Raw genomic sequence first — 26,354 nt, 5'->3', positions numbered from 1 at the left:
TGCTCCCTTCCCCGTCCGAGGTTCGTCATGCAGTTGCCCCAGAACGCCTTCAAGCGCGCCATCCTGGAAGGGCGGCAACAGATCGGCCTCTGGTGCAGCCTGCCGGGCTCCTACGCGGCCGAAGCGCTGGCCGGGGCGGGCTACGACTGGATGCTGCTGGACACCGAGCATTCGCCCGGCGATCCGCTCACGATCCTGGCCCAATTGCAGGCCGTGGCCCCCTACCCGGTCACCCCGATCGTGCGGCCGGCCAGCAACGACGCCGTGCTGATCAAGCGCTTGCTCGATTTCGGCGCGCAGACGCTGCTGATTCCCTACGTTCAGAACGCCGCGGAAGCGCGCGCGGCCGTTTCGGCGATGCGCTATCCGCCGGAGGGGATCCGGGGCGTGTCGGGCGTCACCCGTGCGACAGCGTTCGGGCGGGTCGCCAACTACGGCAAGCGCGCCCATGAGGAACTGTGCCTGCTGGTGCAGATCGAGACGCAGGAGGCGCTCGACAACCTCGAGGAAATCGCCGCCGTCGAGGGGGTGGACGGAGTGTTCATCGGCCCCGCCGATCTCGCGGCCAGCCTCGGCTGCATCGGCGAGCCAGCCAACCCCAAAGTGGTATCCGCCATCGAGGACGGCATCCGGCGCATCCGCGCCTGCGGCAAGCCGGCCGGCATCCTGACGCCCGACACCGCCTTCGCGAAGCGCTGCATGGAATGGGGCACGACTTTCACGAGCGTGGGCGTGGACGCGACGATCCTGGCGCGAAGCGCCGAGGCGCTCCTGAAGCAATTTCGCGGCTGAGTTCGTTCGCCGCAGGGCGGGACCGATCCAGCCCACCGCCGTTTCCGTAGGGTCCACGAACAGGAACCTACGCGTGACAGACATTCTATCGACGGCGCCGGGCGGCCAGCGCCGGATCTCGCGGCTGGGCTTCCCGGTCAAGGTTATGGGCCGGGACGACTTGAAGAGCCATGACGCCCGGCGCTCCACCAGCGATCCGCATCTCAAGGTTTCGCTCGGCTACCTCGATACGCTGCTCGATTATCTGGTTCGGCACGACATCCGCATGTACCGGATGTCGTCGGACCTGGCGCCCTACGCCACCCACCCGGACATGCCGCAGTTCCACGACATGGTGCGCGAGAGCGCGCCGGAGCTGCGCGCCATCGGGGCCAAGGCAAAGGAGCTCGGCGTCCGGCTGTCGTTCCATCCGTCGCAATATGTCGTCCTGAACAGCCCGGACCCCGAGCTCATCCGCAAGAGCGCCTGGGACCTCGCCAGCCAGGCCGAGATGCTCGACCTGATGGAGCTCGGCCCCGAGGCCGTGCTGGTGATCCATGTCGGCGGCGTCTATGGCGACCTCGAAGCCAGCCGGGCGCGCTGGGCCCAGACCTGGCCGACCCTGCCGGAGCCGGTGCGGCGCCGGCTGACGCTGGAGCATGACGACCTGCGCTTCTCGGCCGCCGATACGCTGTGGATCCATGGCGAAACCGGTGTGCGGCTGATCTTCGACCACCAGCATTTCTGGTGCCTCAACCCCGAACGCGCCGACATGCGCGCCACGCTGGCCGCGATGTTGGCGACCTGGCCGGACGACCAGCAGCCCAAGGTGCACTTCTCGTCGCCCCGGACGGAGCTGCGCGAGCAGCAGCGGGTGGACAAGGCGACGCGCAAGAAAACCACGCACTACGTCGCGCCGGTGTTCACCGGGCACGCCGACTTCTGCAATCCCTTCGAGTTCGCGACCTTCATGAGGATCGCCGAGGGGCTGGACTTCGACGTGATGCTGGAGGCCAAGGCCAAGGACCTCGCGCTGTTGCGGCTGCGGCCGGACCTCCTGCGCTATGCGCCGGACGTAGCGGCCCGCTTCGGGCTGCGGCCTGAGGACGCGTCCCGGCTCGAGGCCGAGGAAGACGCTGTGCTGGACGAGGAAAACGTCGCCGGCGGAGCCTGAACGGAACCGAGCATCGCGCGTTGTTCCGGCGTCCAGAGTGGCGAGGCGCGATGCAGTTCTACAGCTTTTCGTTTGGCGAAATGAAGCTCGCGCCCTCGGACGGCGACCGTCCGCCGACGCTCGCGACCGAGCTCAACTTTGGCTTCCGCGCCGACGATGATGGTCCGGTGCAGAGCATTTCGTTGCGGATCCGCGTGCCGCAGGACGCCGGCCGCGACGCCGGCGCGATGGCGCTGGACGCCTATGCGGCGGCCGGGCAGCTGCTGCGTTGCGCGGCCGACCTTTGCGAGAAGCACACCCGCCAGGAGCTTGAGGAGCGCACCCGCTCCGACGAGGCGATCGTCCTCAGCGAACGCCCGGAGTAAGGACCGCTCATGCCCGCACGCGAAACCCCCAAGGGGCCTCACGGCGCCTTCGACCTGCCGTCCGTCACCATCGACAGCTACAATCTCGAGGTTCGGCACCAGGACGGCTTCATCGGCGACCGCGCCAGCAAACGCGCTTTCGTCGAGGTGCTGGAAGACTGGCGCGAGCGGTTCCGCCAGTACGACGAAGACCCGCTTGGCGACAAGCCGAGCTCGCAAATCGGCAAGAAGAAGCTGGAGGAAATCTTCCTCAACGGCGATCCGGACGCGGTGGGGATCATCCATGGCGCCGTGGAGGATTTCTCCCAGGAGCTCGCGGCCGTGACGCGGCGCTTCCTGCGCACGAAGGGTTGGGAGAACACCCAGAACATCGCGGTCGGCGGCGGCTTTCGCCAGGGGCGGCTTGGCGAACTCGTGATCGGACGCACGAGCGGACTGCTCAAGGGCTCTGGGCACGACGTGAAGCTGATGCCTATCCGCCAGCACCCCGACCACGCGGGGCTGATCGGCGTCGCCCACCTCATCCCGCCATGGGCGCTGGAAGGCCATCAGGCGCTGATCGGCGTCGATATCGGCGGCTCCAATATCCGGGCGGGCGTGGTCACGCTCAACATGCAAAAGGAGAAGGACCTCTCGCTCGCCGAGGTCTGGAAAACCGAGCTCTGGCGCCACGCCGACGACAAGCCGAAGCGAACTTCGGCGGTAAAGCGGCTTGTCGAGATGGTGCGCGACCTGATAGCGCGCGCCGAGAAGGAGGGCATGAAGCTGGCCCCCATCATCGGCGTCGGCTGCCCGGGCGTGATCGAGCCAGACGGCAGCATCGACCGCGGCGGCCAGAACCTGCCGGGCGGCAACTGGGAAAGCGATCACTTCAACCTGCCGGAGCTGATCGCAAAGGAGATCCCCAGCATCGGAAAGCACGACACCACGGTGTTGATGCACAACGACGCCGTGGTGCAGGGCCTGAGCCAGATCCCGTTCATGGCCGACGTCGCCCACTGGGGCATCCTGACGATCGGGACGGGGCTGGGCAACGCCCGCTTCACCAACAAGGCTGCCGTGAAGGGCAAGAAGGCCGGGTAGCCCGGCCTCAGCCTTTCTTGGGGTCGTGGCCCCAGTTCATCAGCGAGTAGCGCCAGCGCGTGTCCGTGACGTCGCCGGCCGGCCGCTGGGCCATGTGGCGGTGAACATAGCCGACCACCTTGGCCGTGTGAGCGTAGTCGTCGTCCGACAGGTCGGCCTTGGCGGTGCGCTTGAGCTCGACGATGCGGCGCCCAGACCGGTGCCCGACCGACTCCGCCTCGCTGGCGGAGTGCTTCGCGTGGCCGTCGGTCCAGCCCACTTCGCGGGAGTGATCTGTTTCGAGCCAGCGCTCCAGTTCGGCTGGCGTCATGTTCACGGCTTCGCGAAAGGCCTTGTAGGTGTCGTCGTGGCTTTTGGTCATGTCAGTTTCCCTCCATCTTCTTGCGAACGGACAGCTCCACCGTCCGGGCTCCGGACCGGGCGCGGCTTTCAAGCGCATCGCGCGGGCCGAACCGATGGTTCCGCCCCGCCTTGGGTCCGCTCACCAGCCGGGCGTTTTCGCCGCACCTGACCCGCGGCGACGTTCGGAAAGATCCGGCGGCATGACGTCGATGGTTCGCCCAGGGGGCTGATCGAGCTGGCGTCGATCTCGGTTGCGTTCGCCACTCAGGACGCCAGTTGCCTTCGTCGGTCAGGACGGTGAGGCAGCCGGCCGGTCTCGGCAGCCCTGAGCCGAGGCGGCTTCCTTGCAACCCATCCCGGCGCTACTGATGCGCCGGGACAACCGGAGATCGCCACATGGCCGACTGGAGCGCCGACCAGTACCTGAAGTTCGAGGACGAGCGGACGCGCCCCTCCGTCGACCTCCTGAACCGCGTTCGCGTCGAAGCGCCCCGGCGGGTGATCGATCTCGGCTGTGGCCCGGGCAACAGCACCGAACTGCTGGCGCGGCGATTTCCCGATGCGCTTGTGGAGGGCGTGGACAGTTCCCCGGACATGATCGAAACGGCGAAGAAGCGCCTGCCCGGCGCCACGTTCGGTCTCGCCGACATCGCGACATGGCGGCCGGCGCGGCCTTACGACGTGATCTTTGCAAACGCCGTCATGCAGTGGCTGCCGGATCATGCGGCGCTGTTTCCGCGGCTCGTCTCGGCCTTGACGCCGGGCGGCGCGCTGGCGATCCAGATGCCCAACAATCTCAATGAGCCGTCGCACCGGGCGATGGCGGAGGCGGCCGGCGACGGACCGTGGCGCAACGCGCTCGCGGGCGCGGCCGGGGCGCGGACGCCGATCGAGAGTTTCGACGGCTACTACGCCATCCTTCGCGCCGCCGGCTGCGAGGTCGACATATGGCAGACGACCTATGTCCATCCGCTGCAAGGCGCCGCCGCGATCGTCGAATGGTTCAAGAGCACTGGCCTGAGGCCCTACCTCGATCCGCTGTCGGCGGATCTGCGGACCGGGTTTCTGGCCGCCTATCAGGCCCGGATCGCAATGGAGTATCCGGCGCAACAGGATGGCGTCGTGCTGCTGCGCTTTCCCCGGCTCTTCTTGGTGGCGACGCGATCCTGAGGCGGACTCCTCAGTGAAGCGTCACCGACACAGGCGCGACCTCGTCGATCAGAGCGTCGCGCGCCTGCCGGGCCTTTTCGAGCGCCTCGACATGTTCGTCGAGGGTGCTGCGGCTGGAGCCGGCCAGCACCATGCCGCCGAGCAAGGTCGCGATGCCGAACAGCGTCACGGATGAATTCAGCGCCGCGACTCCCGTCGCGACCACCACCAGCGAAACGGCTCCCAGCACGGCTGCGGCTCGCGAGAGCGTGATGAGCTTGCGCGAACGCTCGACCGCCTCGCCTAACGCCTCGATCTGCTCTTCGAGCCGGACAATCTCGTCGCGTGGCGTTGGAAACAGCGGGATGACCGTCATGGCTGGCTCGTGGCGACTTTCGATCCGTCACAGATAAGCGCGTCGACGGAACTCGCCAACCGTGGATCGCCGCATGTTTTCCGGAACCTTCCCTCCCGAAACCCGTTCACTTCCCGACGCAAGCGTACACAACGGGAGACTTAAAATGGGTAGCACCACCGACAAGGCCGCCGGCTTGGGCAACGAAGCCATGGGCAACATCAAGCAGGGCATCGGCAAGGTCGTCGGCTCCGACAAGATGCGCGCCGAGGGCATGGCCCAGGAGGCCAAGGGCGAGGCTCAGCAGGCCATGGGCGACGCCAAGGCCGGCGCCAAGAACATGGCCGACAAGATTTCGGACACCGCCAACAAGAAGCTCTGAGCTTCCTGCACGGCGAAGGAAAAGCCCCGCTTCGGCGGGGCTTTTTCATGTCACCGGCCAGACGTGCGGCTGCATGGTTTTCAGATCGTGAAGTAAGATCTCGGCAATCGATTGAACACGTTCATTTAACCTGAACATCGATTCAGCATCGTTTTTAACGTGGCGGCCAGCAGTGGCGGCTTGAATGGCTGCAAGACATTCAAGCGACCACCGCGAGCAGACGCCATGACCAACTCCCATACCGCCCTCACGGCTTTCGCCGAAATCGTCTCCCGCACCGGGCGCATCACCTTTGGCGACGTGCAGCGACTGCATCGCAAGGTGCTGCCGGATGGCGTCAGTTCGCGCGAGGAGATCGAGGTGCTCATCCGGCTCGAGCGCGACGTGCGGCGCTACGACCGCGCCTACGGAGCTTGGCTCGTCGCAAACGTGGTCGACTATGCGGTATGGGGCGAGCGCCCCATCGGCGTTCTCACGGCCGAGATGTCCGACTGGCTCGCTCCCCTGCTCGACAAGAGCCGCCCGACCCTGGTGCGCATCGCCAAGGAAATCGCTCGCGAAGCCCAGGACGTCGGCGCGTCCATCGAGGACGTGGCGGCCGGCGAAGACGGAACCGCGGAGGCCTTCATACCGGCCCGCGTGGAAGCCGAACTCACAATGGTGGCCTGATCGATCGCGGCTTCGGCCGGGATCGTTTCTGCGGCCGAGCGGCGCCGGACGCGCGAGCTTCACGCGCAGAGGTTTCAGCTTTAGGTTTCTCCGCCTGAGGAGAACCCCATGCTCGACCATATCGGCTTTCCGGTCTCGAACTACGTGCAGTCGCTGGAGTTTTACAAAAAGGTGCTCGGCACGCTCGGCTATGAACTCGTCATGGAAGTCGACGACGGCGCGAGCGCAAGCGGCGCCCATGCGGGCTTCGGCAAGGATGGGCGACCGCAGTTCTGGATCACCGAGGGCCAGCCGATCGTCGGGCGTCTCCACGTCGCGTTTTCGGCCGTTGATGAAGCCGCGGTGGACGACTTCTACGCCGCCGCGATCGCGGCGAGCGCTAGCGACAACGGCCCGCCCGGCCTGCGGCCGCACTATCATCCCAACTACTATGGCGCTTTCGTCTTTGATCCCGACGGCCACAACATCGAGGCGGTCTGCCACGACGCCGGTCGCCTTTAGGCGCGCTCTCTCGCTTTAGCGTCCATGCCCGACGCTGCCGACGCCCACCTACGGGGTAACCTCCTGGCGAAAAAAAGCCCGGCCGAAGCCGGGCTTTCCTGATCCGTGCTGGAGCTGCGGTAGGCCGACCGCAACCATCGCTCAGGCATTCGCGAGCTTGCGGGTCTTGCGGGTCTTGACCGGCTCTGGCTCGGGCTTCCGGCGGCCCTGGCCGAGGCCCATCGTCTTGGCCAGCGCGGAGCGCGCGGCCGCGTAGTTCGGCGCCACCATCGGGTAATCCTTGGGCAGGCCCCAACGAGCGCGATAGTCGTCCGGCGTCATTCCGTATTTGGTCGCAAGGTGACGCTTCAGCGACTTGAAGGACTTGCCATCCTCCAGGCAGATGATCGCATCCGGGGTGATCGACTTCTTCACCGAAACGGCAGGCTTCAATTCCACGGCCGGCTCTTCGACCTTGCCAGTGGTGACTTGGTTGAGCGCGCCGTGGACGCTGGCGATCAGCGCAGGCAGTTCGGCCGCAGAAAGACTGTTGTTCGAAACATAGGCTGAAACAATATCGGCCACGAGGTCGAGGGCATAATCGGCGTTCTCGGTCATTGTGCGCTCCGCGATGTCAGGAGTGCAACTATAGCGGCGAGAACTACAATTCAAGCAGCAAGTGCAAAGATTGGCATTCGTTCATCTGCTTATCTTGTGACTATGCTTAAAAGGGTAGGCCGGATTTCAACTTTGGTTGCATGCGGAGCGAACGGCATTCTCCATGCGGCGGTGCAGCAAGTCCCAAACGTCTGGCTCCGGGAGGCCGAACCGTAGCCAAGCAGGCCTTTGCGGAAAGGGGCGGACCAGCACGCCCTGTGCGCCCAGGAGTTCGAAAAGGCGCTCGGAGGCGTCGTGCTCGGCCAGGCGAAACAGCGGCGTTCCACCCACGATCCTGAAACCGTGACCCATCAGAAGGGCGTCCATCCGGGCGGCGTCGGCGGCTAGGCGCCGCCTCTGGTCGCGCAGCCATGCGGCGTCCGCAAGGGCGCGCGCGCCGACCTGGATCGCTGGACCGCTCAGCGCCCAGGGACCGAGCGCGTCCCGCAACGCGCGCGCGATGCGAAGTGGCGCGATCGCGAAGCCCAACCGCAGTCCGGCAAGACCGTAGAACTTGCCGAAGGAGCGGAGCACAATGACGCCGGCATCGGCGGCGTTGTCTGCGACGCTCAAGGCGGGGTCGAGAACGTCCAGAAATGCTTCGTCCACAACCAGCGCGCCCCCCTGGGACGCCAAGCGAGCGCCTGCCTCCAGAAGACGAGCGGGCGGGACCAGGCGGCCGTCCGGATTGTTCGGGTTCACGACCACCACGACGTCGGAAGCCGCGGCTTCATCGAGGCTGTCGAGCGTGACGACATCGGCTCCAAGTCTTCGAAAGCAGCGGGCGTGCTCCGCGTAGGTGAAGCCGAGCACCCCCACGCGCCGGGGGCGCAGCAGGCCAGGCAGCACCTGGATCAGCGCCTGGGCGCCTGGCGCCGCCACCACCGAGGCCGGATCGGGCGCCCCATAGGCGTCGGCGGCGACGCGCTCCAGTTCAGCCGTGTCCTCGCTATCCGGCAGCCGCATCCAGGCGTCGGCGGAGATTGACCCGACAGGGTAAGCGACCGGGTTGATGCCGGTGGACAGGTCGATCCAGGGCTGGGGCGCGTCGGGGAACCGCGCACGGGCTGCCGCCAAGGCTCCGCCATGGTAGTAGTTCGCGCCTCCAGCCGCGCCAGCGTCGGCCGGAACTCCGTCCCTCTGATCCTCAAGGCCGTCCGGCGCGCGCGATGTCATTCGAATCCCACCTGATGGGCTCCCACGTGGTGCTGGGCCTCCTGGCGCTCGCGCTGGAGGCTTCGCTCGGATATCCGACTGCTGTGTACCGCGTCATCGGCCATCCGGTCACCTGGATGGGGGCGCTTATCGGCTGGCTGGATCGAGGCTTGAACCGCGACGGTGATCCGTTCGCCCGCCGGCGGGCTCGCGGCGTCGTGGCGCTCCTGATCCTGCTGGGCGCCGTGGGCTGTGCAGCGCTGGCGACGCAGGCCGTGCTGGGCGGGTTCGGGGCGGGCTTCATCTCCCTGGTCGTGCTCGCCGCCAGCCTGCCGGCGCAGCGGAGCCTCGACGAGCATGTGCGCGCCGTTGCGGCCGGACTGGACCGGAATGGCCTGGAGGGGGGACGGGCGGCCGTGTCGATGATCGTCGGCCGGAACCCAAAGGCGCTGGACGAGGCGGGCGTCTGCCGCGCCGCGATCGAGAGCCTGGCCGAGAACTTCTCCGACGGCGTGGTCGCGCCTGCGTTCTGGCTCTGCGCGGCGGGGCTGCCGGGCGGAGCGCTCTACAAGGCCGCCAACACGGCCGACAGCATGATCGGCCACCGCACGCCGCGGCACGCGGCGTTCGGATGGGCCGCGGCCCGCTTCGACGACCTGATCAATCTCCCGGCCTCGCGCCTCGCCGCGCTCTGGCTGACGCTCGCCGCGCTGGTCACGCCCGGCGCCTCGGCCGGCGGCGCGTTGCGGGCCGTCTGGCGGGACGCCGGCAAGCACCGCTCTCCGAACGCCGGCTGGCCCGAGGCCGCCATGGCGGGCGCGCTCGGGCTGGCGTTGGCGGGACCGCGCGTCTATGCCGATGCGCTCGTGGACGACGCCTTCATGGGCGACGGCCGGCGTGAGGCGACAGCGGCCGACATCCGGGCGGCGCTGGCGCTTTATCGCCGGGCCTGCGTGATCCAGTGGCTTGTGGGCGCGGCGCTGGCCGCTGCGCTCATCTGGCGAAGCTGAGCAGCCGATCGAGGTCGACATGCCGCTCCAGATGGGCGGCGAGCGCGTCCAGCGTCGCCTCGACGTCCGCCTCATAGGCGTAGCCGGACGGTTGCGCCCCCATCCAGCGCAGCCAGGCGGCGCGCTGGGAATCGTCTCCAAACAGGCCATGAACGTACACGCCGCGCACGCGGCCATCGGGCGAGGCCGCGCCGTCGAGCCGCCCATCCGCGAAGCGCAGCACCGGGCGGGCAATGTCGGGCCCTGTCGTGCTTCCGATGTGCATCTCGTAGCCGCTAAAGGGGGCGTCCTCGTCCAGGCTTGCTCCCGCGACGCTTTCCAGCCGTTTCTCTGCCGTCATCACTGTGTCCACGGCCAGCAGCCCGAGGCCGGGCGCGGTCTGCGCCGGCCCCTCCATGCCGTGCGGATCGGCGATCGTGGCGCCCAGCATCTGGTAGCCGCCGCACAGGCCCAGTACGCGCCCGCCCCGGCGGACATGCGCCCGGATGTCGATGTCCCAGCCCTCGGCGCGCAGGGCGGCCAAGTCCGCGATCGTCGCCTTGGAGCCCGGCAGGATCACCACGTCCGTGTCGCCCGGAAGGGGCTCGCCGCGCTTGAGCAGGAGCAGGCGCACGCCGGGCTCGTTCTTCAGCGGATCGAGATCGTCGAAGTTCGAAATGCGCGGCAGCACCGGGACCGCGATCGTGACCGGGGCGTCCGCCGGGCGGGCGCGGACGTCCAGCGCCACGGCGTCCTCGGCCGGCAGGCGGCCGGCGTCGGCGAAGAACGGGATCAGCCCCAGCGCCGGCCACCCTGCCCGCTCGGCGATGAGGTCCATGCCGGCTGTGAACAGCGTCGGGTCGCCGCGGAACTTGTTGATCAGGAACCCCGCCACCATGGCGGCGTCCTCCGGATCGAGCACCGCGCGCGTGCCGACCACTTGGGCGATGACGCCGCCCCGGTCGATGTCGCCGACCAGCACCACCGGGACGTCAGCCAGGCGGGCGAAGCCCATGTTGGCGATGTCGTTGCGGCGGAGGTTGACCTCGGCGGCGCTGCCCGCGCCTTCCACCAGCACGAGATCGGCCTCCTGGCGCAGCCGCGCGAAGCTCTCCTGCACGGCCGCCATCAGGCGCGGCTTCCAGGATTGGTACTCGCGCGCCCGGGCGGCGCCGACGATGCGGCCCTGCACCACCACTTGCGAGCCGATCTCGCTTTGCGGCTTCAGCAGCACTGGGTTCATGTGAACGCTGGTCGGAACGCCGCAGGCGCGGGCCTGCAGCGCCTGGGCGCGACCAATCTCGCCGCCGTCGGCCGTGACGGCGGCGTTGTTGGACATGTTCTGCGGCTTGAACGGCAGCACACGCAGCCCGCGATTGCGATAGGCCCGGCAGAGCCCGGCCACCACCAGCGACTTGCCGACGTCCGAGCCCGTGCCCTGGAACATCAGCGCCCGGGCGCGCGGGGCGGCCGGCTCGCGCATCAGAACTCGATGCCCTGCTGGGCCTTCACGCCGGCCTTGAAGTGGTGCTTCACCAGCGTCATCTCGGTCACGAGGTCCGCCGCCTCGATCATCTCCGGCTTGGCGTTGCGGCCGGTGACGACCACGTGCAGGTCCGGCCGGCGGGCGCTCAGCGTGGCGACCACATCGGCGAGGTCGAGGTAGTCGTAGCGCAGCGCGATGTTGAGCTCGTCAAGGACGAGGAGGCGCACCGTCGGGTCGGCCATCAGCTCCTTGGCCTTGGTCCAGGCGGCGCTGGCCGCCGCAATGTCACGGGCCTTGTCCTGCGTCTCCCAGGTGAAGCCCTCGCCCATCGTGTGCCAGCGCACCAGCTCGGGAAACCGCTCCAGCGCGTGCTTTTCGCCGGTGTCCCACGCGCCCTTGATGAACTGCACCACGCCGACCTGCCAGCCATAGCCCAGAGCCCGCATCACGAGGCCGAACGCGGCGGTGGACTTGCCCTTGCCCGCGCCCGTGTGGACGATCAGCAGGCCCTTGGACTCCACCGTCTTGGAGGCCACCTCGGCGTCCTGCACGGCCTTGCGCTTGGCCATCTTCTCGCGGTGGCGGCGCTCGTCGTCGGTTTCGGTCGTGTCGGTCATGCGGGGTCTCCCGTGCCGCGCCAGCCGGGGGTCCGGAAGCGGCGGGCGTAGTCGGCGTCGTACAAAGCGCTGTTGCGGAAATCCTCGGCGGCCAGAGCGGGGCCCACCAGGATCAGCGCGGTGCGCTCCATGGGCGACGCGGCCGCCTCGGCCTCGATGCTGGCGAGCGTACCGCGCAGAATGCGCTCGTCCGGCCAGGAGGCGCGAAACACGATCGCGACCGGGCAATCGGGCCCGTAGAACGGCGCCAGCTCCGCGACGACCTTGCCGAGCACGTGAATGGACAGGTGGATCGCCAGCGTCGCGCCGGTCTGCGCGAAGGCTGTCAGCGTTTCACGCGGCGGCATCGAGGACGCGCGCCCGGGCGTGCGCGTGAGCACTAGCGACTGCGCAACCTCCGGCAGCGTGAGCTCGCGGCCCAATGCGGCGGCGGCTGCCGCGAAGGAGGGCACGCCGGGCGTCACCGTGTAGGGGATCCCGCGCGCCTGGAGCAGCCGGATCTGCTCGCCCATGGCGCTCCAGACGGAGAGATCGCCCGAATGGAGGCGCGCCACGTCCCATCCGGCCGCGTGGGCGCTATCATACTCGGCGGCGATGCTCTCCAGCGACAGCGCGGCCGTGTCCACGATGCGCGCGCTGGGCGGGCAGTAGGAGAGCAGCTCCTTGGGCACCAGCGAGCCGGCGTAGAGGCACACCGGGCAGCGTGCGATGAGGTCGCGACCCCGCACCGTGATGAGGTCCGGCGCGCCGGGGCCGGCCCCGATAAAGTGAACCGTCATGGCTGGACGTCTTCCGCAAGGGGCTGAGGGATCGCCGCCACCGCGCAGCTCGCCCCGTCCGCGCTGATGCGCGGCAGGACGAGGCGCGCTCCCGGGCCCGCGCCGGCCAGCGCCGCGGTTTCGGCCACCGATGGCACGCCGAATAGGGCGACAACCCGTTCCGAGCGCGTAGCGGCGGACGGGGCTGCGGCTTCCAGCGCGCTGCGCGGTAGGTAGACGAGCGGGATCGCGAGCGCGGTTGCGGCGGCCGGAATGCCGGGCTCCGCCTGCTTCTCGACGGTGGTGAACATCGCCAGCAGGCCGTCATCCGCCACCGCGGCGGCGGCCAGAGCGCGCCTGACCAGCGCCACGATGGCGTCGGCCGGACAGCTGGCGCGACAGCCGATCCCGATGGCGGTAACGGTTCGGCTCATGCGGCGCCACCCTTGAGGACGGCCCACTGCACCACCGGCATCGCCGGGCGCCAGCCGTGGAACGGCCCGACCCGATCGGCGCGAGCGATCTGCACCGAAACGAGTTCGCCGCCCAGCGCCGCATGGCGGCGCATCAGCTCCGCCTGGGTTTCCAGCGTGACGGCGTTCACGACGAGCCGGCCGCCCGCGGGAAGCGCCTCCCAGGCGGCGTCCAGCACGGCCGGGTCGGTGGCGCCTCCGCCCACGAAAATGGCGTCGGGCGTCGGCAGTCCGGCCAGCGCGGCCGGCGCTTCGCCTTCCCGAACGTCGAGATCCGGCGCGCCCAACGCGAGCGCGTTGCGGTGGATGCGCGCGGCGCGATCCGGCCGCGCCTCGATCGCGATGGCTCGCATGGCCGGCGAGCGCAGCATCCACTCGATCCCGACCGAGCCGGACCCGGCGCCCACGTCCCACAACAGCTGCCCGCGCCGGGGCGCCAGCGCCGAGAGCGTCATGGCCCGGATCTCGCGCTTGGTGATCTGGCCGTCGTTCTCGAACCACCCGTCCGGCAGCCCCGCGGCCAGCGAGAGCACGGGCGCACCGCGCTCTGCAACCACTTCGATCGCGACGAGGTTGAGCGGGTCGATCGACGCTATCGCGAAGGTTTCGGCGGTGGTGGCGCTGATCCGCTCGCGGGGACCTCCCATAGCTTCCAGCACGACCAGCCGCGAGGCGCCCATGCGACGCGCGCTCAAATGTTCGGCCAGGCGGGCGGGCGTGGTCTCGTCCCAGCTCAGCGCCAGGATGCGCGCGCCCGGCTGCAGGTGCGGCGCGATGCGCTCAAAGGCCCGGCCGTGTAGGGACACCAGCGCGCAATCCTGTAGCGGCCAGCCCAGCCGCGCCGCCGCGAGGCTGAAGGCGGACGGCGCTGGCAGGCAGTGAACCTCATCGGCGGCGACATGCGGCGCCAGCGTTGCGCCAACGCCGTAGAAGAACGGGTCGCCGCTGGCGAGCACGCAGACGCGTCGCCCCCGCCATTCCAGCAGGCGCGGGATGGCGTCGGTCAGTGGCGACGGCCACGCCATGCGCTGGGCCGATCCCACGCCGTCAACGAGCGCGAGATGCCGCGCGCCGCCGACCAGGAGCTCCGCCTGCTCGACGCAGCGCCGCGCGGCGGGCGAGACGCCGTCGAGGCCGTCCTCGCCGATGCCCACGATGGAAAGCCAGGGAGCAGCGATCGTCATGCGTGTCCCCCGCCGGCCGTGTCATTTTCCCGCCGGGAGAGGGATGGCGCATGAGGACTTGCGCTCTGCGCCGCGATGCTGACAGAACCGCCGCCATGCGCGTACTCATTCTGGGCGGAACCACCGAGGCGACGGCGCTGGCGCGCGCGCTTGCGGGGCGGAAGGATCTCGACGCCATCCTGTCGCTCGCCGGGCGCACCAGCGCGCCGGCCGAGAGCGCGCTTCCGATGCGCGTCGGCGGCTTCGGCGGGATCGAGGGCCTCGCGGCCTATCTGACATCCGAGACGATCGACGTCGTGCTGGACGCCACGCACCCCTTCGCGGCGCAGATGTCGCGCCATGCCGCAGCGGCCTGCGCGCAGGTCGGCGCGCCGCTGCTGGTCTACACGCGACCCGCCTGGGAGCCCCTGAAGGACGATCGCTGGACCACCGTCGCCACCATGGACGACGCCGTCGCGGCGCTCGGTCCGCAGCCCCGGACCGTGTTCCTCACCGTCGGCCGCCTGTCCCTGCCGGCCTTCAAGGCGGCGCCCCAGCATACCTACGTGGTCCGGAGCATCGACGAGCCGGATCGGTCCGACCTGCCGCCGCGCCACGAACTGGTGCTGGCGCGCGGGCCGTTCGACGTCGCGGCCGAGACCGCGCTGATCCAACGGTTCAGCGTGGACGTGGTGGTCACCAAGAACAGCGGCGGAAAAGCCACCGCCGCCAAGCTCGAAGCCGCACGGACGCTGGGTCTCCCGGTGATTATGGTCGACCGGCCGCCGCCCTCCGGCCCGCGCGTCGAGCATCGGCTTGCGGCAGTGCTGGACTGGATCGAGGCTCATCGGCCGCCCCCATAGTGGCGCGGCGTAAAAAGCCACGGCTCGCCGCCGGGGCGGTCCAGGAAGCGGGTCTCGCCCGAGCCGACCAGCACCAGCGTGCTCATGTCGGCGACGCCGGGGTCGGCGTCCTCCAGCGTGGTCAGCACAATACGCTCATCCGGCCGGCCCACCGCCCGCGCGAAGGCGACCGGGGTTGCGCCATCCTTGAGCCGGCGCAGTAGCGCGAAGGCGTCGTGGATCTGGGTCGGCCTCGCGCGGGAGGCCGGGTTGTAGAACGCGATCACGAAGTCGCCCTGCGCGGCCGCGGTGAGCCGGCGCTCCACCACGGACCAGGGCTTCAGGTTGTCCGACAGCGAGATCGCGCAAAAATCATGACCCAGAGGAGCGCCTAGGCGAGCCGCGGCGGCCTGCATGGCGCTGACGCCCGGCGCGACGCGGATGTCCAGCCCCCGCCACTCGGGAGGCCCGGCTTCCACGGCTTCGAAGATGGCCGCCGCCATCGCGAACACGCCCGGATCCCCACCAGACACCACCGCGACCCGACGGCCTGACGCGGCCAGCTCGAGCGCGTGGCGGGCGCGGTCCAGCTCCACCCGATTGTCGCTGGAGTGCCGGTGCTGGCCCTCGCGCGCCGGCAGCCGGTCGATATAGGGGCCATAGCCCACCAGATCGGTCGCCTGCGCGGCGGCGGCCGTCGCCTCGGGGGTGACCCAGCAATCCGGGCCGGGTCCGAGCCCGACGACCCAGAGCGAACCCGCCGTCATGGCCGGCGTCCCTGGCCGGGCACGAGGATGATCGAAAAGTAGGGAGCCTCGTCGTCAATCTTGTCGGCGAGGCGCATGACCTTTTCGTCCGCCATGGCGCCGCGCTCGACATAGATCGCGCGCTCCAGCAGGCCGGCTTCGGCCAGCGCGGCGCGCACCTTCGGGAAATTGCGGCCAAGCTTCATCACCACGGCGGCGTCGGTGGCGGCGAGCCGCGCGGCGAGCTGCTCGCGCGGCAACGTGCCGGGCAGCACCGTCAGGATGTCGTCGCCCCACGTGATGGGCGCGCCGGCCGCGGTCCAGCATCCCGACATGCCGGTGACGCCAGGAACGATGCTGACGCGGAAGCGGTCTTTCAGGCGCACATAGAGGTGCATGAAAGAGCCGTAGAACAGCGGGTCGCCCTCGCACAGCAGCGCGACGTCGCGGCCGGCCTCCAGGTGGGCGGCCAGCGTTTCGGCGGCGCCGGCATAAAAGGCCGCGAGGCTGTTGTTGTATTCGGGATCCGCGAACGGGATTTCGACCGTGACCGGGTAGACGAGCGGCGCCTCGATACGCTCGGGCTTCAGCCAGCCGTCCACGATGGTGCGCGCGTGGCCGCGTCGGCCCTTTTTGCAGAACCAGGCGATCACCGGCGCGGACTGCACGGCCTTCACGGCCTTCACGGTCAGCAGTTCAGGGTCCCCGGGGCCGAGCCCAACGCCATGGAGGGTTCCGGTGGCGCTCATTCGGGATCGCCCGCCAGCGCGTTCACGGCGGCCGCCGCCATGGCGCTGCCGCCCTTGCGTCCGCGAACGATGATCCACGGCGCACGCCCGTCAGCAGCGAGCGCGTCCTTGCTCTCGGCCGCCCCCACGAAACCAACCGGCATGCCGATCACGGCCGCCGGCATGGGCGCGCCCTCGTCCAGCATCTCGAGCAGGCGAAACAGCGATGTGGGCGCATTGCCGATCGCGATCACCGCGCCGCCCATGCGCTCGCGCCACAGCTCCATGGCGGCGGCCGAGCGGGTGTTGCCGAGCTGGGCGGCGAGCCCGGGCGTCCGCGGATCGTCGAGGGTGCAGATCACTTCGTTGTTGGCGGGCAGGCGCGCGCGCGTCACGCCGTTGGCCACCATGCGGGCGTCGCACAGGATGGGCGCGCCGGCGCGCAGGGCCGCCCGCGCCGCTGTCGCAGCGCCGGACGCGAACGCGATGTCGGGCGCGGCTTCCACCATTCCGCAGGCGTGGATGATGCGCACCGCCACGATCTCTTCTTCCGGCGTAAAGCGCCCCAGATCGGCCTCGGACCGGATGATCGCGAAGGAGCGCCGATAGATCTCCGCGCCTTCGCGGATGTAGTCCGTGCGGTCACTCAACGCTTTTCTCCCGCCCCATCAATCAGCGCCGCACGCGCCTGCGCGACGTTCAGCCCGATCGCCGCCGGCGCATCGCCCGCCCTGCCTCGCTGAACGAGGTCGTATAGCCCGTCCCGGCCCACCAGCGCCACGGCCGTCGCATCCGGATGCGCGCAGCCCTTGGGGCATCCGGACACGTGCAGTGTCACGCCACCCGGGACGAGCCGCCGGGCGACATCCGCCAACGCGGATGCGTCGTCCCGCGTCCGCGTGGTCGCGTTGAGGCAGTCCGGCGCGCCCGGGCAGGCCACGACGGCGAGGCGGGGATCCGCCGGATCGATGATGAAGCGCGATCCCGCCAAGGCGGCCAAGGCGGCCGCGGGGGCGCCGGTTTGCGTCGCGGCGTCTGTTCTAGAGGGAGCGCGCACCGGGATGACAATGGCGCGCCAGGGCGTCAGGCGAAGCTCGGCGACGCCGAAGCGTTCGGACCAATCGGCCAGCGTGTCGAGGTCATCCGCCGACCAACGGCCGAATGGAGCCCCGACGCCAAAGACGGTGACGCCCGGGCCGAGGTCGTGGCGACCCAGCGGCTGCGGCGCAGGTAAACGGGAAGACGAAGCGCCCTGAACAGCCCTGCTCGCGCCCGAGACCCGCGCGAAAGTCTCCAGTCCCACGCCGGCCAGCATCCCTCGCATGCGGCGTGGCGCCTCGGGGCCCCGCTCCTCGCGCAAGGCGATGAACGTCGATGCGATCGCGGCCGCCAGGTCGGGGACAGCCTCCGGCGCGCAGGCGCCGCTCGTCGCCGCCTTCTCACCCGAGCCTCCCAGCCGCACCCTAAACTCGGGGCCGCCCGCCGTCGCTATGGCCTCGAAGCGCACGTCGACCGAAACGTCGCGCGGCCCGAAACGACCGCCGTCATCGACTAGAAAGCCGAATTTGGCCGGCAGCGCGTGCAGGGCGCCATCGCCGCTGAGCCTGCGCTCCAGGGCGGCCACGATTGGGCGAACATCCAGGACCGCTGACGGGTCGAGGCCCGCCAGCGGGCTCGACACCACGTTGCGGACGGCCTCAGCGTCGGCGTCCATATCCAGCACGCCCAGCTCCGCGAGCCGCGCCGTCAGCGGCTCGAGCGTGTCGTCGCGCACGCCCCGCAGCTGCAGGTTGGCCTTGGCGCTGAGATCGATCGCCCCGCTGCCGAAGGTGCGGGCGCAGTCCGCGATGGCGCGCGCCAGCCGGGCCGGCACGATGCCGCCGGTGATGCGCAGCCGCACCAGCAGCCCGTCGCCGGTCCGCATCGGCCGCAGGGCGCCCGGGCACCATCCTCTGCGCAGCGAGGCTGTCGCCGTCATGGCGCGGCCCCTTCGCTGCGCATCTCCGCCAGGATGGCGGCGGTCGAATTTCGTCGCGGACTCCAGAACCCGCGCCGCTGAGCCTCGTCGAAGGCGTCCGCGATGGCGCGCGCCGCGCCCGGGTTGGCGCCCAGCAGGAACGCGCGGACTGCGTCGTCGCCGCAGGAGGCGTCGAACATGAGGTCGAACTGCTCGCTGCGCACCACCTCGGCCAGGGCCGCGTGGGCGAAGAGGTTGCCGACCGTTTCGGCGATCTCGGCGGCGCCGCGCCAGCCGTGGCGCATCTGCCCCGCGAGCCAGCGCGGATTCGCGGCGCGGGAGCGGAGCACCTTGGCGACCTCCTCGGCGAGCGTGCGGACGCGGGTGCGCTCGGGGTTGGCGGTGTTGGCGTGGTAGAGGACGGGCGTAGCGCCGAGGCTAGAGGCGGCGGCCGCGAAGCCGCCTTCGTGCTCCGCGAAGGCGTCGGAATCCAGCACGTCCTGCTCGGCCATGTCCTGCACGTGCACAAAGGCGTCCGCGCTGGCGACGCGCTCGCCGAAAGCCGCGGGCGCGCTGGCGCCCTCGGCCGCGCGCCCGTACGCGTGGCTGCTGGCCGCCAGGTAGGCGGCGCCGAGTTCGGCGCGATCGGCCCATTGGCCATCGGCCAGGATCTCGCCGAGCCCCAGCCCGTAGGCGCCCGGCGCGGTTCCGAAGATGCGCATCGGCTCGGCCGCCGCGGCGCGGCTTGCGGCCGCGAGCGGGTTTTCGTCGTCCGGCTCGTCCAGCGCCGCGACGGCGCGCACCGCGTCGTCGAACAGGGCGATCTGGCCCGGAAACACGTCGCGAAACAGGCCCGAGATGCAAAGGGTTACGTCCACGCGCGGGCGGCCGAACACAGCCGGCGGCAGGATCTCGAAGCCGCTCACGCGCGAGGAGGTGTGGTCCCAGACCGGGCGTACGCCGAGCAGCGCCATCGCCTGAGCAATTTCGTCGCCGCCGGTGCGCATGGTGGCGCTCCCCCACAGGTCCAGCACGATGCGCTTCGGCCAGTCGCCATGGTCCTGCGCGTAGCGGGTCACGATCTCGTCGGCGGTGCGCCGGCCGATCTCCCAGGCGGTGCGGGTCGGGATGGAACGCGGGTCGACGCTGAAGAGGTTGCGGCCGGTCGGCAGCACGTCGGATCGACCGCGGGACGGCGCGCCGGCGGGGCCCGGCTCCACGAAGCGGCCGTCCAGCGCGCGCAAGAGCGCCGCCATCTCGGCGGGGCCGCAAGCGGCCACGATGTCGGCGGGCGCCTCGTCCCAGCGCTCGGGCGACCGGCCGAACACGTGCAGGCCGTCGCCGATGCGCGCTTCCTTGAGGTCGCAGAGCCAGGCGTCCAGCGCTTGCAGCCTTTCCTCGGGATCAGCGCCCGCAGCGAGGCCGGCCTCGGCGGCGAGGCCCGTGTCGACCGCGCGCTCCAGGATGGCGTCGGCGAGCTTGCGGGCGCGGCGCGGATCGAGGCCCTGTGCGTCGGCGTACTCGTCCAGCAGCGCTTCGACTTCGGCCGCAGCGCCGTGCTGGCCGGCTTCCACGAGCGGCGGCGTGAGGTGCCCCACCGTGACGGCCGCGATGCGGCGCTTGGCCTGGGCGGCTTCGCCGGGGTTGTTGACGATGAAGGGGTAGATCACCGGCACGGGCCCGAGCACGGCCTCGGGCGCACAATCGGCCGAAAGCGCCACGGCCTTGCCGGGCAGCCACTCCAGCGTGCCGTGCGTGCCGCAATGGATCATGGCGTCGACCCGGGCGACGAGGCGCAGCCACAGGTAGAACGCCACATAGGCATGCCGCGGCGGCAGGGCCGGATCGTGGTGGTCGGCCTTGCGGTCGCGATCGAGGCCGCGGGTGGGCTGGAGGGCCACCAGCAGGGTCCCGCAGCGGACGACACGGAAGCTGAAGGCGCCGTTCGCGACCGCCGGGTCGGCGGCGGGCGAACCCCAGGCGGCCGTGATGCTGGCGCGCAGCGACGCCGGAAGAGCTGCGAAGTGACGCTCGTAGGCGGCGAGAGGCAGCAGGGCTGCGTCGGCGGGATGGGCGCAAGCTTTTAGGCCCTCACCCCTGCCCCTCTCCCGGAGGGAGAGGGCGATGCGCGCGGAGGTGGCGGCTTCCTCTGGGAGATCGGGTTCGCTCGCGATAAATGGGCCTCCCTCTCCCACCGGGAGAGGGGCAGCGGTGAGGGAGGCCGCTCCCTCCCCTTTGCCCGTTAGCAGCGCCATCAATTCGCGCGGATCTGGCGCATCCCCGACCGCATACCCTGCCTCATCGAGCGCCCGAACGATCGCGACGACGCTGGCGGGGGTATCGAGACCCACCGCATAGCCGGCCCGGCCGCCCTTGTGCGGGTAGTCGGAGAGCACACATGCGATCTGGCGCTCGGCAGCCGGCATTCGGCGCAGGCGCGCCCATGCGGCGGCGCGGTCGGCCACGGCGGCGACGCGCGAGGGATCCGGCCGATGCACGAGGCTGGCGAATTCCAGCGCTTCGCTGCGGGCGGCTTCGGCCTTGAACGAGATCGCGCCCGCGATGAGGCGTCCGTCGAGCTCGGGCAGGACGACGTTCATGGCGAGGTCCGCCGCGCCGAGCCCTCGGCCGCTTTCGCGCCAAGCCTCTGCGCGCGCTCCGGACAGGATCGCCTGCAGCACCGGCGCATCGGCTTCGTCGAGCACGCCGGGGCCGTTTTCGGCGCGGCCCGAGAACGCCGTGGTGTTGAGGATGACGTCAGGCCTCTCGCGCGCGATCAGGGCCGAGAGGTCGCTGGCGGCGGCCGGGTCCTTGAGGCTCGACACATACGCGGCCGTCACCGCGAAGCCGCGCTCGGCCAGCGCGTCCGCCAGCGCGGCGATCGGGGCCGTGTCGGCCGCCATCTGGACCGAGCGGTAGAAGGTGATCAGAGCACGCGGCGGGCTGGCAAGTGGGGCTCGCCCGGCGAGATGGGGACGCTTGGCCACCCCCTCCCTGCCCTCCCCCGCTTCGCGGGAGAGGGTTCCGCATGGAGCCCTTTGCCCCATGTCCAGCGTCGCGGGTTCGCGGCACAGCGCGGACGCGACGCCCATGGCGGGAACCGGCTCGGGCTCACGCCACGTGTGCGGCGCGCCAATGCGTGACGACAGGAAAGCCAGGCAGCTGGCGAGGTTCTCGGGCCCGCCCTCGTGGAACCAGCCCCAGAGGCGGCGCAAGTCTTCGGGCGGGAGCGTGGAGGCGGCGTCGAGGCGTTCGTCCTGCCGGTAATCGCCCGGCACGACGGCCAGCTCGAAGCCGCCGGCTCGCGCGGCGCGGCTGAGCTCCTCGACGCCGTAGCGCCAGTAATCGAGCCCGCCAAGCAGACGCACCAGCACGAAGCGGGCATGCGCGGCGACGTTGGCGACGTAAAGATCAACCGAATAGGGATGCTTGAGCTGCGCCAAGGGAGCGATGCGCAGGGTCGGATATCCATCCCTCCCGACGTTCCAAGCCCGCGCCAGCGCGGTCATGTCGCTGTCGGTGAAGCTCAGGAACACCAGCTCCGCGGGCGATTGCGCAAGGTCGACCGCGGCCTCGGCCTCGTCGAGCGTGCGCGTCTCGGTGCGGAGCAGGTGCATGGGGTCAGGCGGCCAAAGCCGCCTCGATGGCGGCGCGGTCGATGCCCTTCTCGCCGATCACCACGAGCCGACTGCGGCGCGGCTCGCCGGCCGTCCAGGCGCGGTCGAAATGATGGCGGAAGCGCGTGCCGACGCCCTGCACCAGGAGGCGCATGGGCTTGCCGGCGACGTCCATGAAGCCCTTCATTCTCAGCACGTCATGCTGCTCGGCGACGGCGGCGAGCCGCGCCACCAGGGCGGCCGGATCGGCGACGGGACCAAGCTCCAGCACGAAGCTGTCGAAATCGTCGTGGTCGTGCCCCTCCTCGGCGTCGTGGTGGGAGGGGCGCTGGGCGAGGTCGTCCTCGGCGGCCGCCGCCATGCCGAGCAGCAAGTCGGCGTCAATCTTGCCCTCTCGGGTCGGGACGATCTTCACGGCGCTTGGGATCGCGCCCGTGATCTCGGCCGTCACACGGGCGAGCTCGGCCTCGTCCAAAAGGTCGGCCTTGTTGAGGATCACGAGGTCGGCGCAGAGGAGCTGGTCCTCGTAGACTTCCTCGAGAGGGTTGTCGTGGTCCACCGCCGTGTCCTCAGCGCGCTGCGCCAGAACCTCGTCGGGGTCGTCCGCGAAACGGCCCGCCGCCACGGCGGCGCCGTCCACCACCGCGATCACGCCGTCCACGGTGAGGCGCGAGCGGATGGGCGGCCAGTCGAACGCTTTCACGAGAGGCTTGGGCAGCGCGAGGCCGGAGGTCTCGACGATGATGTGGTCCGGCCGCTTCTCGTGCGCGAGGAGCGCCTCGATGGCCGGGATGAAGTCGTCCGCCACCGTGCAGCACAGGCAGCCATTGGCGAGCTCGACGATGTTTTCCTCCGGGCAGCTCTCGATGCCGCAGGAGCGCAGGATCTCGCCGTCGACCCCGACATCGCCGAATTCGTTGATCACCAGGGCGAGGCGTCGGCCGCCGGCGTTCTCGAGCACGTGGCGGATCAGGGTCGTCTTGCCGGCGCCAAGAAAGCCGGTGACGATCGTGACGGGAACCTTGGTCATGGGAACGGGCGCGGTCATTCGGCGGCCTCCGGCAGGGGCGACGGGGAAGCGGCGGGCGCCGCGAGCGGGGGGGAGCGCGAGATGACGCCCTTTTTCAGCATGTCCGGGCGCTGGCGCCAGGGGATCAGACCATCGGGCGCATCGGCGTAGAGCAGCGCGCCGTTGACGATGGTTTCGGCGCTCACTTCGGCCGGGAAGTCGCCATACACGTAGGTCCACTTGCCGGCCGCCGCGAAGCCGACCGTGACCGGGCGCTTGCAGACGCTGAGGCATTCCACCGCGACGATGTCGACCGGCGCCTGACGCTCGGCCGCCAGCTCCGCCACGGCCCGGTGCAGGCGAGCGCCGGCGCGCCCGTGCTGCTCCTCCAGCGGATCGTCAGCAAGTTTGCACGTCACGCAGACATGGATGGTGGTGCGAGCCATTCTCTCGGCGCTCCCGCCCTTGGGCGTCTTTCGATCGGGGCGCGACGGGACCGCACGGCGGCCCCGGAGAGTTCGCGGCTCTGGGCCGCACGATCCCGCAAGGCGCCCCGCCCGCAGCATCGGTTGTCGTGAGGGCAGGTCTCCTGGCTCGCGGATCGGCGCCGTGCGCCGCCTTCCCGGGTTGCCCCAGTGGCTTATCGGCGCTCGGCTACCCGCTCACAGTTGCGGGGGCAGCTGCGGCTTCGCCCGGGGGCTCACCGCATTCCCTATTCACCCTCATGCGAGGGACCTTCACGGCCTCAGTGATAGGCGCGAGGAAGGAAGGCTGTCAATTTTTCCCCGCCAGAGGCCTGGATCAGACCGGCCGGAAAGGCGTGCGCGCCACGAGCGCGCCCTGCCGGTCGAAGACGGCGACGTCCAGTTCGACGCCGGACCCGGCTAGGGCCTTGGCGGCCGTGGCCCAGGCGGCTTCGGCGACCGCGGCGCCGAGGTCGACGCCGGCGGTGCGCGCCAGAAGCAGCGCTTCGTTGGCGGACGCCAGAGCGGCCGCCTCGGCGACCTGCCCGGCCGATGCGCCCGCTTCGGCGAACCGCTGCGCCAGCCAGCCGAGATCGACCTCGCCGCGCCGGGAGTGCAGATCGAGCAAGCCCTGCCCGAGCTTGGTCATCTTGGCGAAGCCGCCCGCCACGGTGACGCGCTCCACCGGGTGGCGGCGCACATATTTCAGCATGCCGCCGACGAAGTCGCCCATGTCGATCAACGCGATCTCGTCCAGCCCGTGCAGGCGCTGGACGGCCTTCTCGCTGGTGTCGCCGGTTGCTCCCGCGACGTGGTGGAGGCCGGACGCGCGCGCCACGTCGATCCCGCGGTGGATGCTGTGGATCCACGCCGCGCAGCTATAGGGGGTCACGATGCCGGTGGTGCCCAGGATCGAAAGCCCGCCGACTACGCCGAGACGGCCGTTGAGGGTTCGCTTGGCGATCTCCTCGCCGCCCGGGATCGATACCTCGATCTCGCAATCAGCCGATACGCCCAGCAGAGCGGCGGCCTCCGCGACGGCGGCGCGCATCATTTCGCGCGGGACGGGGTTGATGGCGGGTTCGCCGGGCGGGATCGGCAGGCCGGGGCGCGTCACCATGCCGACGCCGGGCCCGGCCCGGAAATGGACGCTGGAACCTGGAGCCCCGCGACGCACCGTCGCGAGCACGAGCGCTCCGTGGGTGACGTCCGGGTCGTCGCCGGCGTCCTTGACGACGCCGGCGCGTGCGAAGTCGTCGCCGCGTTCCGTCACCGCCAGCGCGAAGGCCGGGCGGGAGCCGTTCGGCAGCAGGATTTCGACCGGGTCGGGGAACACGCCCGTGTGCAGCGCCTCGAAGGCGGCGCGGGTCGCCGCGGTGGCGCAGGAGCCCGTGGTCCAGCCCCGGCGAAGGCTGGCGACGGGCGGGAGGTCCTCCGGCGGCGCGTGGCTCATCGCACCGTGGTAACGCCTCCCGGGCGCGGCGCAAAGGGCTGCGGGTCCGCAGGGTTGCGGCTTGGGGGACCTTGCCGGGTATTCCGATTTCGCGCAGGGATGGGACATGACCATTCCGACACCCGGCCTCGTCGTTGCGGCCCCACGCTCGTCCAGCGGCAAAACCACCGTCACGCTTGGCCTGCTGCGCGCCTTTGCGCGGCGCGGCTTGCGGGTGACGGGCGCGAAATGCGGGCCGGACTATATTGACCCCGCATTCCACGCCGCCGCGACGGGTCGGCCAAGCCTTAATCTCGACGCCTGGTCGATGGAGCCGCACCTGCTAGGCGGCCTCGCCACGCGGGCGACCGCGGACGCCGATCTCGCCTTTTGCGAGGGCCTGATGGGGCTCTTCGACGGCGTGCCGGCTGCGCCCGGGCGGTCCGGCTCCTCGGCGGACGTCGCGGCCGCGCTGGGCTGGCCGGTGCTGCTGGTGCTGGACGTGAGCGGGCAATCGCAATCGGCCGCCGCCATCGTGAAGGGCTGCGCCCTGTACGATCCGCGCATCCGGCTGGCCGGGGTGGTGATCAACAAGGCCGGCAGCTCCCGGCACACCCGGCTGGTGACGGACGCCGTGCGGGAGCTGGGCGTGCCGGTGTTCGGCGCCCTGCCCCGCTCGGACGCAGTCAGCCTGCCCGAGCGCCATCTCGGCCTCGTGCAGGCCAGCGAAACGAGCGGGCTCGACCAGCTGCTGGACGGCATGGCCGACATGGTGGAAGCGCATCTCAACCTCGACGCCATCCAGGCCGCGGCCGCGCCGCTGCGAGCCTTTGGGCCCGGCCGTCCCGCCCTGCGGCCGCCGGGACGGCGGATCGCGCTGGCGCGGGACGAAGCGTTCTCGTTCATGTACCCTCATCTGCTGCAGGATTGGCGCGCAGCCGGGGCCGAGATCGTCCCGTTCTCGCCGCTGGCCGACGAGGCGCCGGCGGCCGACTGCGACGTGTGCTGGCTGCCGGGCGGCTATCCGGAGCTGCATGCGGGCCGGTTGGCGGCGGCCACGCAGTTCCTCGGCGGCTTGCGGGCTTTCGCGGAGCACAGGCCCGTTCATGGCGAGTGCGGCGGCTACATGACGCTCGGGCGCGTGCTGACGGACGCGGCCGGGGTGGACCACGCGATGGCGGGGCTGCTTTCGGTGAGCACGAGCTTCGCCAAGCGCAAGATGAACCTCGGCTACCGCGCCGTGACGCTGGCGGCGGACGGCGTGCTCGGGCCGGCCGGCACACGGCTGCGGGGGCACGAATTCCACTATGCGAGCGTGACGGATCTCGGCGGCGACGAACCCTTCGCGCTCGCCGGCGACGCCTACGGCTCCGAGCCCGCGCCCTCCGGCAGCCGCCGGGGCCGTGTGACAGGATCCTTTTTCCACGCCATCGCGCAGGAGTAAGCTCGCCCGGCGGAGCGCCGCTCGAGACGGCGCACAGGGAGGAACGA

28 protein-coding genes and 1 riboswitch are annotated in these 26,354 nt (G+C 70.4%); of the genes, 11 read left to right on the top strand and 17 right to left on the bottom strand.

Annotated features, from left to right (window positions below):
* The first annotated feature begins 27 nt into the window (after positions 1 to 27).
* The 4 genes from hpaI to IEV99_RS03680 all read left to right on the top strand — a co-directional run bounded on the left by hpaI (position 28) and on the right by IEV99_RS03680 (position 3,393).
* Positions 28 to 792 carry a 4-hydroxy-2-oxoheptanedioate aldolase gene (gene hpaI, locus IEV99_RS03695; RefSeq protein WP_188516357.1) on the top strand — a complete coding sequence of 255 codons (765 nt, stop codon included), beginning with the start codon at positions 28 to 30 and terminating at the stop codon, positions 790 to 792.
* Positions 793 to 865: 73 nt separating this feature from the next.
* A complete protein-coding gene (gene uvsE / locus IEV99_RS03690) occupies positions 866 to 1,945 on the top strand; it encodes a UV DNA damage repair endonuclease UvsE (protein WP_244643533.1) in 1,080 nt (359 codons plus the stop codon).
* A gap of 50 nt (positions 1,946 to 1,995) precedes the next feature.
* A complete protein-coding gene (locus tag IEV99_RS03685; protein ID WP_188516356.1) occupies positions 1,996 to 2,310 on the top strand; it encodes a hypothetical protein in 315 nt (104 codons plus the stop codon).
* A gap of 9 nt (positions 2,311 to 2,319) precedes the next feature.
* Positions 2,320 to 3,393, top strand: coding sequence for an ROK family protein (locus tag IEV99_RS03680; protein WP_188516355.1), 1,074 nt, complete (start codon positions 2,320 to 2,322; stop codon positions 3,391 to 3,393).
* Between the two features lie 7 nt (positions 3,394 to 3,400).
* On the opposite strand, the gene IEV99_RS03675 is transcribed toward IEV99_RS03680, so the two are convergent.
* Positions 3,401 to 3,754 carry a DUF3140 domain-containing protein gene (locus IEV99_RS03675; RefSeq protein ID WP_188516354.1) on the bottom strand — a complete coding sequence of 118 codons (354 nt, stop codon included), beginning with the start codon at positions 3,752 to 3,754 and terminating at the stop codon, positions 3,401 to 3,403.
* Between the two features lie 377 nt (positions 3,755 to 4,131).
* Here IEV99_RS03675 and tam point away from each other — a divergent pair, with 377 nt between their 5' ends.
* Positions 4,132 to 4,905: a trans-aconitate 2-methyltransferase gene (gene tam / locus IEV99_RS03670; protein ID WP_188516353.1), complete on the top strand. Its 774-nt coding sequence runs from the start codon at positions 4,132 to 4,134 to the stop codon at positions 4,903 to 4,905.
* A 10-nt stretch (positions 4,906 to 4,915) separates the two neighbouring features.
* Here the strand turns inward: tam and IEV99_RS03665 are convergent, their stop codons facing one another.
* Positions 4,916 to 5,260 carry a hypothetical protein gene (locus tag IEV99_RS03665; protein WP_188516352.1) on the bottom strand — a complete coding sequence of 115 codons (345 nt, stop codon included), beginning with the start codon at positions 5,258 to 5,260 and terminating at the stop codon, positions 4,916 to 4,918.
* A 145-nt stretch (positions 5,261 to 5,405) separates the two neighbouring features.
* On the opposite strand from IEV99_RS03665, the gene IEV99_RS03660 reads away from it, so the two are divergent.
* From IEV99_RS03660 to IEV99_RS03650, 3 genes are all read left to right on the top strand, one after another.
* The gene (locus IEV99_RS03660; protein WP_188516351.1) at positions 5,406 to 5,621 is read left to right on the top strand and encodes a CsbD family protein; all 216 of its coding nucleotides are present in this window, start codon (positions 5,406 to 5,408) and stop codon (positions 5,619 to 5,621) included.
* A 225-nt stretch (positions 5,622 to 5,846) separates the two neighbouring features.
* Positions 5,847 to 6,290 carry a hypothetical protein gene (locus tag IEV99_RS03655; RefSeq protein WP_188516350.1) on the top strand — a complete coding sequence of 148 codons (444 nt, stop codon included), beginning with the start codon at positions 5,847 to 5,849 and terminating at the stop codon, positions 6,288 to 6,290.
* 108 nt (positions 6,291 to 6,398) lie between these two features.
* A complete protein-coding gene (locus IEV99_RS03650; protein ID WP_188516349.1) occupies positions 6,399 to 6,791 on the top strand; it encodes a VOC family protein in 393 nt (130 codons plus the stop codon).
* Between the two features lie 141 nt (positions 6,792 to 6,932).
* Here IEV99_RS03650 and IEV99_RS03645 read toward each other — a convergent pair whose 3' ends face one another.
* On the bottom strand, positions 6,933 to 7,388 hold the full coding sequence (locus IEV99_RS03645; RefSeq protein WP_188516348.1) for a Ros/MucR family transcriptional regulator: 456 nt from the start codon (positions 7,386 to 7,388) through the stop codon (positions 6,933 to 6,935).
* A 126-nt stretch (positions 7,389 to 7,514) separates the two neighbouring features.
* The gene (cobD, locus tag IEV99_RS03640; RefSeq protein WP_188516347.1) at positions 7,515 to 8,603 is read right to left on the bottom strand and encodes a threonine-phosphate decarboxylase CobD; all 1,089 of its coding nucleotides are present in this window, start codon (positions 8,601 to 8,603) and stop codon (positions 7,515 to 7,517) included.
* Here cobD and cbiB point away from each other — a divergent pair.
* On the top strand, positions 8,597 to 9,592 hold the full coding sequence (gene cbiB, locus IEV99_RS03635; RefSeq protein ID WP_210318614.1) for an adenosylcobinamide-phosphate synthase CbiB: 996 nt from the start codon (positions 8,597 to 8,599) through the stop codon (positions 9,590 to 9,592). The genes cobD and cbiB overlap by 7 nt on opposite strands.
* On the opposite strand, the gene IEV99_RS03630 is transcribed toward cbiB, so the two are convergent.
* Genes IEV99_RS03630 through cbiE form a run of 5 tightly spaced genes read right to left on the bottom strand, consistent with a single transcriptional unit; the run spans position 9,576 to position 14,089 of the window.
* A complete protein-coding gene (locus IEV99_RS03630) occupies positions 9,576 to 11,018 on the bottom strand; it encodes a cobyric acid synthase (protein ID WP_188517635.1) in 1,443 nt (480 codons plus the stop codon). The two genes, cbiB and IEV99_RS03630, sit on opposite strands and share 17 nt — an antisense overlap.
* A 35-nt stretch (positions 11,019 to 11,053) precedes the next feature.
* Complete coding sequence (gene cobO / locus IEV99_RS03625; RefSeq protein ID WP_188516346.1) at positions 11,054 to 11,674, bottom strand: cob(I)yrinic acid a,c-diamide adenosyltransferase; 621 nt, start codon at positions 11,672 to 11,674, stop codon at positions 11,054 to 11,056.
* Positions 11,671 to 12,453: a precorrin-4 C(11)-methyltransferase gene (gene cobM / locus IEV99_RS03620; protein WP_188516345.1), complete on the bottom strand. Its 783-nt coding sequence runs from the start codon at positions 12,451 to 12,453 to the stop codon at positions 11,671 to 11,673. Before cobM ends, cobO begins: the two co-directional genes overlap by 4 nt.
* Positions 12,450 to 12,866, bottom strand: coding sequence for a cobalamin biosynthesis protein (locus IEV99_RS03615; protein WP_188516344.1), 417 nt, complete (start codon positions 12,864 to 12,866; stop codon positions 12,450 to 12,452). The genes cobM and IEV99_RS03615 overlap by 4 nt, the downstream gene beginning before the upstream one ends.
* Positions 12,863 to 14,089 carry a precorrin-6y C5,15-methyltransferase (decarboxylating) subunit CbiE gene (gene cbiE / locus IEV99_RS03610; protein ID WP_188516343.1) on the bottom strand — a complete coding sequence of 409 codons (1,227 nt, stop codon included), beginning with the start codon at positions 14,087 to 14,089 and terminating at the stop codon, positions 12,863 to 12,865. The genes IEV99_RS03615 and cbiE overlap by 4 nt, the downstream gene beginning before the upstream one ends.
* Positions 14,090 to 14,184: 95 nt before the next feature.
* Here cbiE and IEV99_RS03605 point away from each other — a divergent pair, with 95 nt between their 5' ends.
* Positions 14,185 to 14,931, top strand: a complete 747-nt coding sequence (locus IEV99_RS03605) for a cobalt-precorrin-6A reductase (protein ID WP_188516342.1) — start codon at positions 14,185 to 14,187, stop codon at positions 14,929 to 14,931.
* On the opposite strand, the gene cobJ is transcribed toward IEV99_RS03605, so the two are convergent.
* From cobJ to IEV99_RS03565, 8 genes are all read right to left on the bottom strand, one after another.
* Positions 14,913 to 15,677 (bottom strand): precorrin-3B C(17)-methyltransferase, encoded by a 765-nt coding sequence (gene cobJ / locus IEV99_RS03600; protein ID WP_188516341.1) that lies wholly within the window; start codon positions 15,675 to 15,677, stop codon positions 14,913 to 14,915. The genes IEV99_RS03605 and cobJ overlap by 19 nt on opposite strands.
* On the bottom strand, positions 15,674 to 16,405 hold the full coding sequence (locus IEV99_RS03595; protein ID WP_188516340.1) for a precorrin-2 C(20)-methyltransferase: 732 nt from the start codon (positions 16,403 to 16,405) through the stop codon (positions 15,674 to 15,676). The genes cobJ and IEV99_RS03595 overlap by 4 nt, the downstream gene beginning before the upstream one ends.
* Positions 16,402 to 17,034 carry a precorrin-8X methylmutase gene (locus IEV99_RS03590; protein WP_188516339.1) on the bottom strand — a complete coding sequence of 211 codons (633 nt, stop codon included), beginning with the start codon at positions 17,032 to 17,034 and terminating at the stop codon, positions 16,402 to 16,404. Before IEV99_RS03590 ends, IEV99_RS03595 begins: the two co-directional genes overlap by 4 nt.
* Complete coding sequence (gene cobG, locus IEV99_RS03585) at positions 17,031 to 18,362, bottom strand: precorrin-3B synthase (RefSeq protein WP_188516338.1); 1,332 nt, start codon at positions 18,360 to 18,362, stop codon at positions 17,031 to 17,033. Before cobG ends, IEV99_RS03590 begins: the two co-directional genes overlap by 4 nt.
* On the bottom strand, positions 18,359 to 21,958 hold the full coding sequence (gene cobN, locus IEV99_RS03580; protein WP_188516337.1) for a cobaltochelatase subunit CobN: 3,600 nt from the start codon (positions 21,956 to 21,958) through the stop codon (positions 18,359 to 18,361). The genes cobG and cobN overlap by 4 nt, the downstream gene beginning before the upstream one ends.
* A gap of 4 nt (positions 21,959 to 21,962) precedes the next feature.
* Positions 21,963 to 23,006: a cobalamin biosynthesis protein CobW gene (cobW, locus tag IEV99_RS03575; RefSeq protein WP_188516336.1), complete on the bottom strand. Its 1,044-nt coding sequence runs from the start codon at positions 23,004 to 23,006 to the stop codon at positions 21,963 to 21,965.
* Entirely contained in the window at positions 23,003 to 23,413 is a 411-nt protein-coding gene (locus IEV99_RS03570) for a DUF1636 family protein (RefSeq protein ID WP_188516335.1), read from the bottom strand. The genes cobW and IEV99_RS03570 overlap by 4 nt, the downstream gene beginning before the upstream one ends.
* A 116-nt stretch (positions 23,414 to 23,529) precedes the next feature.
* Positions 23,530 to 23,721: riboswitch (cobalamin riboswitch) on the bottom strand.
* A gap of 47 nt (positions 23,722 to 23,768) precedes the next feature.
* Positions 23,769 to 24,884, bottom strand: a complete 1,116-nt coding sequence (locus tag IEV99_RS03565) for a cobalt-precorrin-5B (C(1))-methyltransferase (RefSeq protein ID WP_188516334.1) — start codon at positions 24,882 to 24,884, stop codon at positions 23,769 to 23,771.
* Between the two features lie 106 nt (positions 24,885 to 24,990).
* Between IEV99_RS03565 and IEV99_RS03560 the strand changes: the two genes are divergently transcribed.
* On the top strand, positions 24,991 to 26,307 hold the full coding sequence (locus IEV99_RS03560; RefSeq protein ID WP_188516333.1) for a cobyrinic acid a,c-diamide synthase CobB: 1,317 nt from the start codon (positions 24,991 to 24,993) through the stop codon (positions 26,305 to 26,307).
* Positions 26,308 to 26,354: the final 47 nt, after the last annotated feature.

This window comes from Alsobacter metallidurans, from assembly GCF_014636935.1.
Lineage (GTDB): Bacteria > Pseudomonadota > Alphaproteobacteria > Rhizobiales > Beijerinckiaceae > Alsobacter > Alsobacter metallidurans.
Note: the sequence above shows the minus strand (reverse complement) of the source record. Positions and strands in the feature narration are given on the sequence as shown.